This is a genomic window from Ferruginibacter lapsinanis, from assembly GCF_020783315.1.
Lineage (GTDB): Bacteria > Bacteroidota > Bacteroidia > Chitinophagales > Chitinophagaceae > Ferruginibacter > Ferruginibacter lapsinanis.
On sequence record NZ_CP086063.1, the window covers coordinates 3426982 to 3443202 of the forward strand.

Sequence of the window (16221 nt, forward strand, 5' to 3'; positions counted from 1 at the left end):
GGGTTATAATGCCCCTACTTTGTTTTTATCTTGCTCTAGTTGCCAGTATTCAACTGAAAATTGAGGGGCTGCACCAATAGCTTTCCTTAATTCGTCCTCCATAACTGATTTGATATAGCTTTCATTACCTAAAGTAGTTATGATACTATCATGAATAGTAAATAATGCTAAATCTGGTTTTTCTTTGTTTACTCTTTTACAAATTCTTTCAAGAATCAAATAGCTTTCTATTCTTTGAAGAACAATAGCTAGGTTCCTATAATTCTCTTTTTTGATAAATTCAAAAAGCTTTGAAATTGTTAGAAATTTTCTCTTGAATATTTGCGTGGCAGAACCCTCTTTTCTATTGTAAACTTTATTGTCATTATCAAAAAACAGTGTCAATACAATCTTTTTTACTTTATCTCTTTTTTCATTTTCTGTTTTACAAGAAGATAAAGCACCCTCTTTTTCAAAGATTGGTATTAGATATTCATAAAAAGTGCCATTAACCACATGTTTAATAAATTCTTTTTTTTGAAAGTCTTTCTGGGTAAGGGTTTTAGAAGAATCTAGGAACTTAATGATATTCTTTAATTCTATCTTACTTTCCCTTACTTTAGTATACAATTCCTCAAAAACCCTTTTTAAAGTTGGTTTTTGGGCTTTATCTACTGATTGCCAAAACTCTTTATTGAACAAAGCAATACTCATATATGGTTGACTGTTTTTTATATCAATAGATACCAATGATGTAAATCGTCAGCTAAAACTGGACTAAAAATAAGTTAATTTTAGAGAGTATTTCCATTGTTCATCATTAAAATAGAATAACATGGAAAAGAAACAAAAACAGTCCACAGAAAACTTCATTAAAGACATCCGTCGCAGGACTAGGCGATTGTTCACCTCCGAACAAAAGATCCTTATAGTTATGGAAGCACTACGAGGTGAAAGCTCTACCGCAGAGATATGTCGTAAACATGGGATTAACCAGGCATTGTTTTACAAATGGAATAAAGAGTTCATGGAAGCAGGTAAGAAACGCCTTAATGGTGATACTACTCGTGAAGCTACTAGTGACGAAGTAACTGAACTACGTAAAGAGAATCAAAGGTTAAAAGAAATGGTAGCTGATCTGATGCTCCGCTATGACATTGTAAAAAAAAGCTTAACCATCTTGGAGTAAGCGAAAAATATCAACGTCGTATGAGATTATCAGTAGCAGAAAAGGAGGAAATCATTCAATTGGTTGAACGTTCAGAACTGGGAGTAAACAGAACTTTGGTACAGTTGGGGATCAACAAGAGTACGTTTTACAATTGGTACAAAGCTTATTTGGATAAGGGTGCTAATGGCCTTGAATCAAAACGTGCTACCCGGCAACGCTGGAATACGATACCACAGTCTGAAAAGAATCTTGTAGTGGAGATTGCGCTGGAATATGCCGAGTTATCACCCAGAGAATTATCCTGTAAACTCAGTGATGTAAAAGGAATATTCATATCAGAATCCAGCGTGTACCGGATTTTGAAGGCCAAAGGGTTAATCACCAGCCCTTCACATATTTTGTTAGCAGCAGGAAATGAATTTAGTCAAAAGACCTGCTTTGTTCATGAAATGTGGCAAACAGATTTTACTTACTTCAAGATATTGGGATGGGGATGGTATTATCTGAGTACAGTACTGGATGATTACAGCCGTTTTATTGTTCATTGGGAACTCTGTAAGACAATGAAAACAGAGGATGTACAACGAACAGTTAATAGAGCCCTGGAGGCTTCAGAGTTGCCAAATGAGTTCAGGCCAAAGTTATTATCGGACAATGGAGCTTGCTATATCGCATCAGAACTCAAAATCTTTTTACAAAACAAGAAAATGAAACTTTTACATGGCAGGCCCAATCATCCGCAAACACAAGGGAAAATTGAACGTTATCATCGGTCAATGAAAAACGTTGTTAAGTTGGATAATTACTACTGCCCTGAAGAACTGGAAGCATCATTAACGGCTTTTGTACACTACTATAATCATGAACGCTATCATGAGTCTCTTGGGAATGTCACACCGGCAGATGTTTATTACGGAAGGCAAGAAGAGATTTTTAAATACAGGCAAAGAATAAAAATGCTAACGCTTCAAAGAAGAAGGCAAAATTATTTAAGACAAAAAATAGCATCTTAATTTTAATCTGTACACTATAAAACTAAAAATAAAAAGTATCTTTAAATCACGAAACACTCTCTAAGAGAAAGTTCACTTTGATTTGACGACATACAGCTTGTCCTTTTTGGCTTTCCCTTTGAAAACATGAAAGAAAAGAAATCAGCAGATGCCCAGAATAATAACATTAAGAAAAAAGCAATGACAATAAGTATGAAATAAATTAATACATCTGAAATGTATAACAATATCTCACTAAGATTAATAAAGTACTTAATAGATAAATTAAAGCCTTTGTAATAGACCATTTGAAACATCAAGCCAAATATTAATGCCAATAATGAAATCAATGGTAGACTATCAATAAATTTCTTTATTCTTGTCTTTTCAGTTGTTTGGGTTTCTTGGTGTTCCATACATCTAAAATAATCAAAATCTTTTTATTGGTTATAAGTGTGAGGAATCAAAAAACACGAAAATGCAGAAAAAGAAGTGCTATATATTATAGAAATTTCATTGCAAGAGATATACTAGACAGATTTCATATATTATTGTTAAATACACAATATTTACTAATTTAGTAAATATGAATTCATTATTAGATTGGAGTTTGCTAAATCGTGAAGTCATTACACTTGTTTTGACATTTATTGTTGGAGTAATCCCAACACTATTTGAAGTTAAAAGAACTCCTGGCAAATTTGGGTTTACGTTCTGGGGATACCTATTTTTGATCTTTGCTATTATATTGATAAGTTTTACTCTGTATGCTCTAAGCTTTGATAAACGGAAAATATCGCAGAAAGATATAAGTTTCACCTTTGATTTAAAAACAAGGCACCTTCAATTTGGTAATGACGAAAATAAATTAGCACAAAAACTACCAAAAGATATTTTTATTCCTTTATTAAATTTTGGCAAAGCTCAGACTTCGGGAACTTTTTTCTTGCAAAATTTTCAACATGGGAGAGGACATACAATGTCTACCACTACAATAGTATATAAATGTAATAATGTAGTTGTAGATGATATAGAATATTTTCCAAAGTCTTTTGATGATCTCCAAAAATCGAAAATCTACTTTAAAATTCCGTTAGAAAAATTTGATACTAATGAGTTAAAAATGCCAGTATACGCTAAATTGAAAATTCGTGATTCTACTTATACTAGCTTTATCGATGATGATGGGAGTGTAGAATTTGAATTGAAATAATCTCAGTTTTATTTATGAACTAATTGCTAGAAATAAGAATATTCTTGTATAAATTAAAACATAGTAAAAATCATGACACCTTTTCCTAATATACCTACAGATAATCTTTATAAATTCATATTTATCTCTGGTGTCATAATGATATTCTTTAGTATTGTTTTATTTGTTACAGAATATAGAACTATTAGAGATAAGATTGATAATATTGAAGTGTCTATGGCAAAAACTGGGAATGAAATTGATGTCCTAAATAAAAAAATTAAAACCTCAGAATTCTCTTTCAGAAAAATTGATTCAGCATACAGTATTTTAAAAGTAGATTCCTTAAGTGTAAAATTTGATTTGGATAAATTCGAGGAATTGAAAATTAAGATGTTGAATAGTAAAAATTATAGGGATTATCTTGCTTTTTTATTTGAACATAAAAAAGATTTGTATCCATACTTTGAACAAATGGAAGAAAACATAAAAACAAATGGTGAAATCAATTTAGCTGTAAATGAAGTTTCTTTGAAAAGCACTCTTAATAAAATAGGTCTTAAACATCTTAAGCGTGAATCAAATGATTTATTGATCTTAACAGGTTTTGTTTTACTGCTAATTATAGGAGGGTACTATATGGCTAAATCTGGATATTCAAAATGGCAGACTTTAGTCCAGAGACCACTTGATGAGAAATTAAAATTAGAGTTGGAAAATTTAAAAATGTCAAAAAGAGGAGAAATGGATTTTATTTGAGCTAATATTAAAAAAAAATAATTTTTCAAAAATTAGTACGCCTCCAATTTTTCAATTTTAATAAAGGTGTATATAAACAACCTCCACCCCTATAAACAACCCCGTATAAAGAATGCAATGCACTGGGGGCAGCGGAGCTGCTCTTTAGCATGATGGCAAAAGAAGCTAATAATCTCCCTGATTTATGTAAACTCATAATAAGTATGCAAGAGAAGATGTGCCATTTTAAGGGTATTTTAAGCAGTTCTCAGAAGAAATAGATTTAGCACACGTTATTATTAATATAGCATAAACCTCAATGAATTTTATAACCCAATTTTTAACCTTGTATGTAGGGGTTTGCTTGCAAAATGCTTGCAAATTTCAATGTTAGATTACTGAAACTATTGATAGTAAAGGATTCTAGAGTATTTTAGAACTTCCTTACAAGCAGAGGGTCACAGGTTCGACTCCTGTAGCTCCCACAGAAAACCTCACAGAAATGTGAGGTTTTTCGTTTTCATGCTGTTGATACAAACCATTCTACTTGTAAACGAATTAAACGGATACATTAAACATATAATAACCACGATATAGCGTCGTCCGAATATGATCATTATTTGTATCATCTGTAAGCTGCTTTATTAGTCTAGCCATTTCTTCCGGTAAACGTTAAAAAAAATGCTACCTATTGTTTAAGTAGCATTATAAAACTCTAAAAAATCATTAACACGCCGTTGTTTATCCTTTGTGTTTGATCAATTTCATCCCGCAGTTAGGACATATACCAGGCTTATCACTTTTAACATCCCCATGCATTGGGCAAGTATAATTATTCATCACCTGCACCTTCATCTTTTCTTTAGGTGAAAGTGTTAAACTTGTTCCACATTTGGGAAATTTCCCTGGCTTATCGCTAACTTCTGTTAAATGTGTGGGGCATGCATAATGCTTAGTCACATCTTTTTTCATTTGCTCCTTGGCTGTAAGTTGCAGTTTCATGCCACATATAGGACAATTCCCGGGCAGTTTTGCTTTTATACTGTCATGCATCGGGCAAGTGTAAATTGTCAAATGCTTTGTATTATCTTTCTTCCCTGCTTTTTGTGCAAATAAGGTCAGAGAGAAGATGGTTAAAGCTGCCATCATCAGCATTTTTATCTTTTTCATTTTAATTATTTTTAGTGTTACAAATTGTATTAATACCACTGCATGCTAAACGCAGTTACCTTGACATAATTATGTCTGATAATTTTCGGGGTAGAAGGAAATCAAATGCGATATACACAATTGAGTATGTAAATGGGCACGCCTTGTTTCAGAGGAGGATCATGAGCTATTGATTTATTTTCAATAAGGACAGGAAATACGTTTATAGAAATTCCTGCAAAAGAAGCCGGCAAGGTTAGATCAATGGGAATTTTGATCTCTAAGCAAGTCTCCGTGATCTTCTGATCTATACTACTTTTAAAGAACGTTTGCTCATCATTGCAACAACCTTTACCCTTTTTGTCATACTTATGCATACCGCATTTCGCACACATTTTGGATTCGGTGTTACCAAGATCCCAACCTGCAATTTTACTCATGCAGTAATGCATGTTCACCACAACCCCAATTGAGGAAATGATGTAAACAAGAGCCAATATGATTACTATAAACTTTTTCATTGTTTTAAACAATACAAATTGTCCGATGTGAATTTACACCTAACAAAAAACTAAAACTATGACAGCCATCAAGCCTGAACATGACATTCGTTAGAGTGTAGATTTATAAATATTCGACCGGTTTTACTTTTGCTTTGCAACCGACACATGTTATGTCTGTAACCTTATAAGTATGTGCCTTTATTATTTATCTGCTACAAAGATAGTTTGGCTTTAAGGGGTTATTATTGTAGTATTTTGTCTAAGAGTTGTAAGATTTACAGTTCTTCTATTTTCTGGTTCATCTTCTTACCACAATATAAATCGCTTTGAATATAACCTATGCTTTTTTTGAATTGGTTAGATAGCTTAGTACCTCCCACAAAAAAGGGTTTCAGTTAAAACTGAAACCCTTTTTTATTAAATACCCCCCTGCTTCTTTATTGCGCTTTTTTCTCGCCCTTTACGATAATAACAATAAGCAATATAAATATGGCTCCGCCAACAACCCAAACCCACGGCTGCATATACCATTGAGCTCCGCTAACATTTCCGTTCTTATTTATTGAAACATTAACATCAATTTTTTTCTCTTGAGAAAAAGCAATAATAGATGAAAATGTGGTCAAAAGCAGCAACAACAATTTATTAATTTTCATATAGTTAATTTAATGTGTATGCATAATCGCAATAACGTTGAAAATAAAAAGAAGAAATCTGGTGAATCAAATCTTTCATTCAATACGAAAGTATACTCATTAAATGACGTTAACGTTACACTATTTCGATAATTAGTTGCATCATTCACATATTTTAGATAAACCGAAACCCCATATCGCTTAGTATGAGTATTAAAGTCTATATTTACTATATATCTTAATGTCTGGAAGTGTAAAATGTTTCCCCTCAATTAATTTTTTAAAAATGAAACAAACGACTTCAATAAAAAAGGGGAAACTTCTTTCTAAAAACATTCCGCCAGCTAAGTCAATTTCTGCAAGCGATCGTATAGCTAAGTCCAGGAAATCGACCATAGAAACAAAGGGCCCAAAAACGCCAACTCCTACAAACCAATCAACGCACAATTCTTTTACTGTAGTTGCCATTGGGGCCTCAGCCGGTGGGTTGGAAGCTATAACGCAACTGTTACAAAACCTTTCTCCCTCCACAGGGATGGCATATATTTATGTACAACATTTAAGTCCCGACCATAAGAGTATACTTGACCAGCTTTTGTCGAAGACCACTAAGATGAAAGTACAAGATATTGAAGACATGGAAAAGATGGAACCTGATAATGTATATATCATTCCATATAATAAAGGTATTGAAGTAACAGATGGACACATAAAACTAATTCCACGATCCGATAGATCCCCTACACTGTCGATTGATATTCTTTTTACTTCATTAGCTGAAACACATCACGAAAATGTTATCGGTGTTGTGCTTTCGGGTAGTGCTCATGATGGCACCCAGGGATTGAAAGAAATTAAAATGGCCGGAGGGATAACTTTTGCTCAGGATGATTCAGCAAAATTTACCAGCATGCCCCACTCTGCCATTGCTGAAGGCGTTGTTGATTTTATTTTATCTCCCAAAGAGATTGCTCAGAAACTAACATGGATGAGCAAACACCCCCTGGTAAAATTAGTTGGAACAAAAAGAACTCCTGAAGATGAGATCGATAATAATAATCCATATTTAAGATCCATTATTCAACTTTTACTTAAACGGAGAAATGTAGATTTCAGTCAATATAAAATGAACACCATTAAAAGGCGCATGCTCCGCAGGATGGTGATATTGAAAATAACCACATTGAAACATTATGCAGAATGGGTAGAGCAAAAGAAAGATGAAGTAGATATGCTATATGAGGATCTGCTTATAAATGTCACCGAATTCTTTAGAGACCCTGAAACTTTTTTATATCTGAAAAAAACAGTACTACCCCGCCTGATAAAAAGTAAAACACACGGCGATCCTTTACGCATCTGGGTAGCTGCCTGTGCTACTGGTGAAGAAGTGTATTCTATTGCCATGTTATTATTTGAAATACAGGATACTAAAACCAACAATATTCCTTTTCAAATTTTTGCTTCCGACTTAAGTGCTGAAGCCATCAATGAGGCCCGTAATGGAGAATACTCTATTCACCAGCTCAAAAATGTTTCCAACAAACGCATTCAACGTTTCTTTACAAGAACAAAGGATAAGTATCGCATTTCAAAATCATTACGTGATGTTTGTATTTTTGCGCCACACAATATTTTACGTGATCCACCTTTTTCAAGGATGGATTTTATCAGTTGCCGCAACCTGCTCATTTATCTTGATACTGCTGCTCAAAAAAAAGCCATCGCAACTTTTCATTATGCATTGAATGATAATGGCTGTTTGATGCTTGGTAAATCGGAAACCATAGGTACGTCTTTGCAATTATTTAGTCCGCCACTCGATAAAAAATCAAAAATATATATTCGTAAAAAGAAAGCCGGTGCAGAGCGAAAATCGGAGGTTGCACCCAGAATATTACAACCGGTCTTATCACAAAAAAACAGACCAATCAGCATTCCTCCCAAGAGACTACCTTCTTTCATTAGCGGTAACCTTAGTACAATTTTTGACACTTTCTTACTTACGGAATATACCCCTGCCAGTGTTGTGATCAACCATGATCTGGAAATACTCCAATTCAGAGGAGAAACTTCTTTATACTTACAAAATTCAAACGGCAAAGCCAGTTTGAATATTTTAAAAATGGCACATATCGAGATCACTTTTGAATTGCGAAATGCCATTCATCATGCCATTAAAACAAAACAAAAAGTTAGCAAGACTGGCATTGAAATGAATTTGGGGAAAGTTGGCAATCACTTACGTATAGTCAACATAGAAGTTACTCCACTTAGAATGGAAGGTGAAGAAGATCTGCTGGTAATTGCTTTTACAGGGCAACATCAAATTGAAACAGCAGGACATCCGGAAAAGATCGGAAAAAGTAATTCTATTGCAAAAGACCGAAGAATAAAAAAGCTGGAAGAAGAAATCGCCGCTGCCAGACATGATATGGCTTCAATCACACAAGACCAGGAAGCGGCAAATGAAGAATTGCAGAGCGCTAATGAAGAGATAGTTTCCAGCAACGAAGAATTACAAAGTCTGAATGAAGAGTTGGAAACATCAAAAGAAGAAATAGAATCTACCAATGAAGAATTGATCACCACTAATCAGGAATTACAAGTGCGTATTCAACAAGTGGAAGAATTGTATAATTATTACGAAACAATTCTTTCTGCTATTCACGAACCCATGCTTGTTCTTAATAAAGATATGCGGATAAAGTCTGCCAATAAAGCTTTCTGTAAAGCATTTCATGTAGATGAAGAAGACAGCATTGGCATCTCTTTATACAAGTTAAGCAACAGCCAATGGAACATTCCGCAACTTCGTGAACTATTGGAAGATATTGTTCCCAAAAACAACCACTTTCATGATTTTGAACTGGAACTTGATTTCCCTACCATCGGCTCCAGGGTATTGTTACTGAATGCACATCGTATTATTCAGCAGGCAGACAATGAAGAATTAATTGTTCTTACTATCATTGATATCACTGAGGTAAGAAGACTTTCGATCGAACTACAATTAAAGGAAAAAAGAGTACTAGAAGTACAATTGGAAGCTGAAAGAAAAGCGTTAAAAGAGATTGAAGAAAGTAACAATGAATTGTTGATAGCGAAAGGAATTGCTGATTCAAAAACTGTAATAGCAGAAAATGCAGTTAGGGCTAAACAGCAGTTCTTATCGAATATGAGCCATGAGATCCGTACACCAATGAATGCAATTATTGGCTTTACGCATGTAGTACTAAAAACTAAATTAGACAAAACACAGAAAGAATATTTAAATGCAATTAAAGTATCGGGAGATGCATTGATCATTTTGATCAATGATATTCTTGATCTTGCTAAGGTTGATGCAGGTAAAATGGTTTTTGATCAAACTGAATTTAATTTATCAGATTCAATTTCTACAATGCTTCAGTTGTTTGAACCCAAAATAAAAGAAAAGAACTTAACCCTACTAAAGGAATATGACGAGAGTATTCCTGAAATTCTAATAGGCGACCCCTTGCGTTTAAGACAGATAATTTTAAACCTTGTAGGCAACTCTGTGAAGTTCACACACAATGGTAGAATTATAATGCGTATAGGCATCATAAATGAAGACGCTAAAAATATATCTATCGAATTTACTGTGGAAGATACCGGCATAGGTATTGCCGGAAATAAATTAGAACATATTTTTAATAGCTTTGAACAAGTTGGTAAAGGCACTTCTTATGCATATGGAGGATCAGGACTCGGGCTTGCTATTGTCAAACAGCTAGTAGAAAGACAAGGTGGAACTATTGCTGTAACCAGTAAAGAAGGCAAAGGATCTGCATTTAGTTTTATATTGAATTTTCGTAAAGGCAATAGCAAACCAACGATCGAAAAAAATAATGAACAAGATGTAATACAAACAAATGCATTAAAAGGTCTTGCCGATAAAAAAATAAAAATATTGATTGTAGAGGATGTTGTACTAAATCAATTATTACTGAAAATAATTTTATTAGATTTTGGTTTTGATTTTAATATTGCTGAAAACGGAAAAATTGCCATTGATCTTTTACAAAAAAATAAATACGATCTTATTTTAATGGATCTGCAAATGCCGGAAATGAACGGTTTTGAAGCAACCTCTTACATTCGAAAAAAATTGAAATCCGCTATTCCTATTATTGCGCTCACCGCAGATGTTACTACGGTCGATATTAAACAATGTATTGCCGTTGGAATGAATGACTATATATCGAAGCCTATTAACGAAAAAATATTACTTAATAAGATGACTAAATATCTGAAAAAGAAAAAGTAACCTTTTATAAAATAGCCCCCATTTGACGAATATTAAATGGAGATATCTGATTGAATAAATTGACCATACTCATGTAGCCCAATTGCATTATTTAATACGGATACTCCCTGCTCCTTATTGTCATTCTACCATTTATTACTCCTTCTCTTTCCCTCAATTAATATTTTCCATTATATTTAATTCTCATTAGTATATATGAATAAGCACTTCTTTACTCAATGGCACGCCGAAGGTTTATTATCTGATGCATCCATACAAAAGATAAACGAAAAAAAATCTCCCGGCCTGCTTTCTGTTTATTGGGAAATTAAAACCCTTATGTACCTGGCAGTGATCTTACTTAGCAGCGGCCTGGGAATTCTGGTATATAAAAATCTGGACAGCATAGGACACACGGCTATATTGACCTTCCTTATCCTGTTATGTGTGGGTTGTTTCTATTATTGTATCAAACATGCGCCACCTTTCTCTACCAGAAAAACAGCATCGCCAAATGCAGTATTTGATTATTTGCTACTATTAGGTTGCCTTAGCTTTATAACGACAATAGCTTACATACAATATCAATACAACTTTTTTGGCAACCGTTTTGGCATAGCCAGTTTTATTCCAATGACCATATTGTTTTTATCTGCTTATTATTTTGACAATATCGGAATACTTAGTTTGGCAATTACAAACCTGGCCGCCTGGCTAGGCATTACTGTTACTCCCCTGGAGATCTTAAAAGCAAACGACTTTAATGATAATACGATCACACTTACCGCCCTGCTGCTGAGTGCATTACTTATTGCTGCAGCTTTTTTCTCAAAACAAAAAGATATTAAACAGCACTTTGAATTCACTTATTCCAATTTCGGAATGCATATTTTTTTTATCGCCTGCATTGCGGCAATGTTTAATTTCAGTAACATATATCTTATTTGGTTTCTTGTACTATTAGGAGTTGCCTATTATTTCTATACCAAATCGCTTGCGGAAAAATCATTTTATATATTGTTGGTTACTACTTTGTATACATATTTCGCTATTAGTTATGTGGTTGTAGATCTGCTAACCAGTATTGAACTAAGTGGCTTGTTCTCTGTATATATGGGATTGATATATTTGATTGGATCCGCTGTTGGGATGATTTTATTTCTAATTAATACTAATAAAAAGATCAAAGTAAAATGATAGCATATAAACATGAATGGCTTGATCATTTGCACTTCAGAGAGGAAGCTCTTGTGGCCATGAATGATAACTACATAACAAAAGAAGAGTGTGCAGCTATTTATAAAAAATATCCGGTTGATTTTTATACTCCCAATATTTTTATACGAATAGGATTATTTGTACTCACGATCATTATTCTGCTGTTCTCATTTGGATTATTTGCATTGATCTCATCTAATGATATAATTGCTAAATTGGGAACATTGTCTATTGTTTTTGGTTTTTTTTGCTTTGTAGCCTTAGAGTTAATGATCAACACTAAAAAGCATTATCGTTCAGGTGTCGATGATGGTCTGTTGTGGGGAGGTACGATTGCATTACTATGTGGTATTTGTTTACCTAATAACTTCACAGAGCTTACCATTTCAATCATTCTTTTCGTTATAAGTTTACTTTGTAGTTTGCGATATGCAGATAAATTAATGACGGCAATAACCTATCTCTCATTACTGAGTATTTTATTTTATTGTTGTGTGGAAATGGGGCATATTGCTAAAGCGATCGTTCCTTTCTTTATTATGGTCACTTCGTTGTTTGCATACTTTATCAGTATAAAAATAAAAAATAAAAATATTGTATTCTATTACAAAGATTGTATTCAAATAATAGAAATAGTTTCGTTGATAAGTTTATACACTGCCGGCAATTATTTTATAGTAAGAGAATTAAGCAATGAGATGTTTCACCTTAATCTGCAACCTGGTGAAAGCATTCCGTTTGGTTGGTTATTCTGGATATTCTCCTGTATTATTCCAGTCATTTATGTGGCAAGGGGAATACAAAAAAAGGATGTCATTATGTTGAGAGTAGGGCTATTATTATTTACAGCAATGGTATTTACTATCCGATACTATCATACCATTTTACCGATAGAATCAATGATGACCATAGCTGGTGTTATATTACTTGCAATTTCATATACGTTAATGAAGTGGCTCAATAAGCCTGTGTACGGATTCACCTCACTTGAAATTTCTTCAGCGAATACTATGGATAAAATGCAAATAGAATCATTGATACTGATGCAAACATTTAAACCCGGAGCTGATACTGACTTAACTAAATTTGGTGGCGGCAATTTTGGTGGCGGTGGTGCTAGTGGAGATTTTTGACCCTTATCTACGCTTTCATAAAAGATGAATGATGGTATGCCTGTAAACGTAATGCGACACAATGATTCCCCTTTTGTTGGGGATGAAAAACAAATGCCCGTTATAAAAAATCATCTTAACTGCTCCACTCTCCTGTTGGTAGGTGCCTGAAAAAAGTCTTTAGGATATTTTTTTATATAGCGCCCCAGGATACCTAAAAATTCCGGATAGTCTTTTAAATGTATGCCTCTACTTTTTACAGCAACGATAAATGCCAGACCAAAACTTACAGCAAAGTTGATAAACCCAATTCCAAACACGCCGATGATCGTATATACTAGTTCTTTAGTGGTTACTAAATGATCTAAGCCAAAAAATCCGATGGCTGTATTGGCGGCAGAAATAGTAATATGTCGAATATCGAATGGCAAACCGAATGTTTTACCAAAGAATCCTGCCATCCCTAAAAAGAAACCTAAAGAAATATTACCGATCAGTGCTCCCAAATTATTCTGCACATAATGAAGTATCTTATATCGCCTTTTCTCAGAAAAAGTATTTTTAAATGAAGATGAATTACCAAGACGCTCTGTAATTTTTCCATACACCACATAATTCTCTACATACCCTGCTACCAAACCACTTGCGAATAAAAAGAAACCGGTAAAACAGGCATACAGCCATGCCAGACTATGAAACGGCTGCTGATCGGTTAACAACTTTTGTGCAGCTGCACCTTCAGCAATTTTAACACCTGTCGATTCAAAATACAACCATGCCAGACAATAAGTTAAAGGAAAAACGATCAACAGATTTCCTGCAAAAGAAGCCAATTGTGTACGACTAACTTTTGCAACTGTTATGGCAAGATTTCTAAGATCTGGCTCCCCACCCGCTTTCTGTACATCCAAAGAACTGGCAACATTATTAGCCGTATAGGCCGGCTGCTTTGTAGCAAGAGTTGATCCTGTATCCTGTATCAAAATAAATCCTAAGGAGTAGTTGGTGCTATACAAGATCCCTGACCAAAAAGGAGGCATGGCCATTTTTCCTAACAGATTTTTTACTATTCCAATAAAAGAAATAATGATACCGCCACCGCAGGCACTTACAAACATCATCCAAAATTCTTTCTTGGTAGTGGTTATAAATTTTTCCCCCGTTCTACCTCCATGCTCTGCAATCTGGTAAGCCAGATAACCGGTATTTTCACTGATAAATTCTTTTATAGAATTTTTTCTCTTTTCGTTTCTTACTACGGTTGTAAAATAATCTGTAAACCTTTCTGTATTGAATTCATTATTACTATCCAATACATCAACTATGATAAACATCCTGTCTATCTGTTGTTTTAAACGGGTAATAATATAAGCCTGAGATAAACTTGTTCCGTATACATTACGCTGATCACTTATCCATTGTATACTTTGATTGCAATTATGCAGGGCCTCCGTGATATCTTCCAATAACATCAATTGCATTTCTTCATTTCCTCCGGTTTCACACAGATGCAGATATTCATTCACCAGTCTGTTTTGCTCAAGAAAAGGATAGATGGCATCAACAAAATTTTCGTATCGATGAGTCATTTCTTTTTCAAGTCCTAAAGTTGTGATACGATAGCTTAACAATTGAAGAGACTGCTGTAACTGCCTGATCAGTTTGGGCTCGGTCAAATTGATCTGGATGCCCAACATTTCAAAAAACTGTATCCATAATTTCTTATCAATTCCTTCTACCCAAAAATGATCTTTTTTCTTGTAAAAAATTTTATTAATTACATATAAAAAATTGTCAGGCGTTTGTAAAGGAGGTAAAATTTTATGCTTTAGTTTACCCATCAATTCCTGCACAAAACCTCTGCTGCTTACAATTCCATTTTCAGTTAATGCAACAACAATATTGGTTTTTAAAAATTGGGTAAGCAACGCTTTGCGCAGAGAAAAAAGTGGGGTACGTTCGTGTGTGATCTGATACAAAACTGCCTTGAATCTGAGTTCAGCCTGCTCAATATCCTTCGCTTTATCCGGGCGTATCTTATCTATCAATTCAATTAAAAAATCGAGGCTACGATTAGGAGAATGTAAAGGCAATACAACAGCCAACTGCTTTTCGGCAGGTACGGGAGTCTCCTTTTTCTTTTTGGTGAGCCGCAACATTATTGATTAAGGTTCGGTTTTTTTATTATGCTTATACATTACTGACACTTATAATACGCCAAATGTTGCATACAAATTGCCTGTATGTAACAAATTTCATCTTATTTTTGTTATGAATAAGCTATGATTTACAATAATAACATAAAGTTAAAGGAAGACTTTGAGGTGGTTACTGAACTGGAAGAGTATTGCTCTCTCATTATATGGAATGATGATGTGAATACTTTTGACTGGGTGATTGAAACATTAATTGAAGTTTGCGGCCACTCCCCTGAGCAAGCCGAACAATGTGCTATCCTGATAGATGGCAAGGGTAAATATGCAGTAAAAGAAGGCAGTTATGATACATTAAAGCCCATGTGTGATGCTATCACAGAAAGAGGTATTGGTGCTACCATTGAGGTAATTGCTAATTAACTCATACCATGTACCTGCTTAATGAAAAAATATTTTTCCCTCCTGTTGAAAATACTGATGACGAGGGCATTGTAGCCGTAGGAGGCGACCTTAGCACTGAGCGGCTATTACTTGCTTACCGTAGTGGTATTTTCCCATGGTATAACGAAGATGAACCGATCATTTGGTGGAGCCCCAACCCACGCTTTGTTTTATTTCCAAAAAAATTGAGAATAAGTAAGAGTATGCAGACTGTTTTAAATAATGGTAAATTTCGCTTTACCATAAACAGAGCATTTACTCAGGTGATGCAGCATTGCAAAACAATCACTCGAAAAGATCAGGAAGGCACCTGGATACAGCCAGCTATCATAGACGCCTATACGAAATTACATGAATTGGGGTATGCTCACAGCGCTGAAGCCTGGCTTAATGGAGAGTTGGTGGGCGGGCTATATGGCATTAGAATAGGTAATATTTTTTTTGGAGAAAGTATGTTTAGCAAAGAAAATAACGCAAGCAAGTTTGCGTTTATGAAATATGTGCAATATTTAAAAAATGAAAATATAAAACTTATTGACTGCCAGGTATATACTGCACATTTGGAGAGCCTTGGCGCTGAAATGATCAATAGAAATGACTTTATTGCGCTTTTACAACGTGAAATCGGCTAGTTTCCTGCCAATTTTACTAATAAAATGTTAAGA

Annotated in this window: 13 protein-coding genes; 8 read left to right on the forward strand and 5 right to left on the reverse strand. The window is 34.3% G+C overall.

The features are described from left to right. Positions 1-3: 3 nt before the first annotated feature. Positions 4-693 carry a hypothetical protein gene (locus LK994_RS14405; protein ID WP_229760799.1) on the reverse strand — a complete coding sequence of 230 codons (690 nt, stop codon included), beginning with the start codon at positions 691-693 and terminating at the stop codon, positions 4-6. Between the two features lie 121 nt (positions 694-814). Between LK994_RS14405 and LK994_RS14410 the strand changes: the two genes are divergently transcribed. The 3 genes from LK994_RS14410 (at position 815) to LK994_RS14420 (ending at position 4093) form a co-directional block, all read left to right on the forward strand. Next, positions 815-2163, forward strand: a protein-coding gene (locus tag LK994_RS14410; RefSeq protein WP_229759599.1) for an IS3 family transposase whose coding sequence is annotated in 2 segments (ribosomal slippage) — positions 815-1150 and positions 1153-2163 — 1347 coding nt in all. Because the reading frame shifts where the segments join, the coding sequence is not laid out codon by codon here. Positions 2164-2728: 565 nt separating this feature from the next. Beyond that, complete coding sequence (locus LK994_RS14415) at positions 2729-3355, forward strand: hypothetical protein (protein ID WP_229760800.1); 627 nt, start codon at positions 2729-2731, stop codon at positions 3353-3355. A gap of 72 nt (positions 3356-3427) precedes the next feature. Continuing rightward, positions 3428-4093, forward strand: a complete 666-nt coding sequence (locus LK994_RS14420; protein ID WP_229760801.1) for a hypothetical protein — start codon at positions 3428-3430, stop codon at positions 4091-4093. A 720-nt stretch (positions 4094-4813) separates the two neighbouring features. Here LK994_RS14420 and LK994_RS14425 read toward each other — a convergent pair. The 3 genes from LK994_RS14425 to LK994_RS14435 all read right to left on the reverse strand — a co-directional run bounded on the left by LK994_RS14425 (position 4814) and on the right by LK994_RS14435 (position 6380). Further along, entirely contained in the window at positions 4814-5242 is a 429-nt protein-coding gene (locus LK994_RS14425) for a heavy metal-binding domain-containing protein (RefSeq protein WP_229760802.1), read from the reverse strand. A 101-nt stretch (positions 5243-5343) separates the two neighbouring features. Beyond that, on the reverse strand, positions 5344-5742 hold the full coding sequence (locus tag LK994_RS14430) for an HYC_CC_PP family protein (RefSeq protein ID WP_229760803.1): 399 nt from the start codon (positions 5740-5742) through the stop codon (positions 5344-5346). Between the two features lie 419 nt (positions 5743-6161). Continuing rightward, positions 6162-6380 (reverse strand): hypothetical protein, encoded by a 219-nt coding sequence (locus tag LK994_RS14435; RefSeq protein WP_229760804.1) that lies wholly within the window; start codon positions 6378-6380, stop codon positions 6162-6164. Between the two features lie 265 nt (positions 6381-6645). On the opposite strand from LK994_RS14435, the gene LK994_RS14440 reads away from it, so the two are divergent. The 3 genes from LK994_RS14440 (at position 6646) to LK994_RS14450 (ending at position 12980) form a co-directional block, all read left to right on the forward strand. Next, positions 6646-10650, forward strand: a complete 4005-nt coding sequence (locus LK994_RS14440; RefSeq protein ID WP_229760805.1) for a CheR family methyltransferase — start codon at positions 6646-6648, stop codon at positions 10648-10650. 195 nt (positions 10651-10845) lie between these two features. Then, the gene (locus LK994_RS14445) at positions 10846-11826 is read left to right on the forward strand and encodes a DUF2157 domain-containing protein (protein WP_229760806.1); all 981 of its coding nucleotides are present in this window, start codon (positions 10846-10848) and stop codon (positions 11824-11826) included. Continuing rightward, on the forward strand, positions 11823-12980 hold the full coding sequence (locus LK994_RS14450; protein WP_229760807.1) for a hypothetical protein: 1158 nt from the start codon (positions 11823-11825) through the stop codon (positions 12978-12980). The genes LK994_RS14445 and LK994_RS14450 overlap by 4 nt, the downstream gene beginning before the upstream one ends. A 110-nt stretch (positions 12981-13090) precedes the next feature. Here the strand turns inward: LK994_RS14450 and LK994_RS14455 are convergent, their stop codons facing one another. Further along, a complete protein-coding gene (locus LK994_RS14455) occupies positions 13091-15118 on the reverse strand; it encodes a site-specific recombinase (RefSeq protein WP_229760808.1) in 2028 nt (675 codons plus the stop codon). A gap of 123 nt (positions 15119-15241) precedes the next feature. Here LK994_RS14455 and LK994_RS14460 point away from each other — a divergent pair, with 123 nt between their 5' ends. Further along, on the forward strand, positions 15242-15535 hold the full coding sequence (locus LK994_RS14460; RefSeq protein WP_229760809.1) for an ATP-dependent Clp protease adaptor ClpS: 294 nt from the start codon (positions 15242-15244) through the stop codon (positions 15533-15535). An 8-nt stretch (positions 15536-15543) separates the two neighbouring features. Beyond that, positions 15544-16188, forward strand: a complete 645-nt coding sequence (gene aat / locus LK994_RS14465) for a leucyl/phenylalanyl-tRNA--protein transferase (RefSeq protein WP_229760810.1) — start codon at positions 15544-15546, stop codon at positions 16186-16188. Positions 16189-16221 lie beyond the last annotated feature (33 nt).

Coding starts and splice junctions, on each gene's coding strand:
- LK994_RS14405 (WP_229760799.1), bottom strand. CDS start 693: ATGAGTATTGCTTTGTTCAATAAAGAGTTTTGGCAATCAGTAGATAAA.
- LK994_RS14415 (WP_229760800.1), top strand. CDS start 2,729: ATGAATTCATTATTAGATTGGAGTTTGCTAAATCGTGAAGTCATTACA.
- LK994_RS14420 (WP_229760801.1), top strand. CDS start 3,428: ATGACACCTTTTCCTAATATACCTACAGATAATCTTTATAAATTCATA.
- LK994_RS14425 (WP_229760802.1), bottom strand. CDS start 5,242: ATGAAAAAGATAAAAATGCTGATGATGGCAGCTTTAACCATCTTCTCT.
- LK994_RS14430 (WP_229760803.1), bottom strand. CDS start 5,742: ATGAAAAAGTTTATAGTAATCATATTGGCTCTTGTTTACATCATTTCC.
- LK994_RS14435 (WP_229760804.1), bottom strand. CDS start 6,380: ATGAAAATTAATAAATTGTTGTTGCTGCTTTTGACCACATTTTCATCT.
- LK994_RS14440 (WP_229760805.1), top strand. CDS start 6,646: ATGAAACAAACGACTTCAATAAAAAAGGGGAAACTTCTTTCTAAAAAC.
- LK994_RS14445 (WP_229760806.1), top strand. CDS start 10,846: ATGAATAAGCACTTCTTTACTCAATGGCACGCCGAAGGTTTATTATCT.
- LK994_RS14450 (WP_229760807.1), top strand. CDS start 11,823: ATGATAGCATATAAACATGAATGGCTTGATCATTTGCACTTCAGAGAG.
- LK994_RS14455 (WP_229760808.1), bottom strand. CDS start 15,118: ATGTTGCGGCTCACCAAAAAGAAAAAGGAGACTCCCGTACCTGCCGAA.
- LK994_RS14460 (WP_229760809.1), top strand. CDS start 15,242: ATGATTTACAATAATAACATAAAGTTAAAGGAAGACTTTGAGGTGGTT.
- aat (WP_229760810.1), top strand. CDS start 15,544: ATGTACCTGCTTAATGAAAAAATATTTTTCCCTCCTGTTGAAAATACT.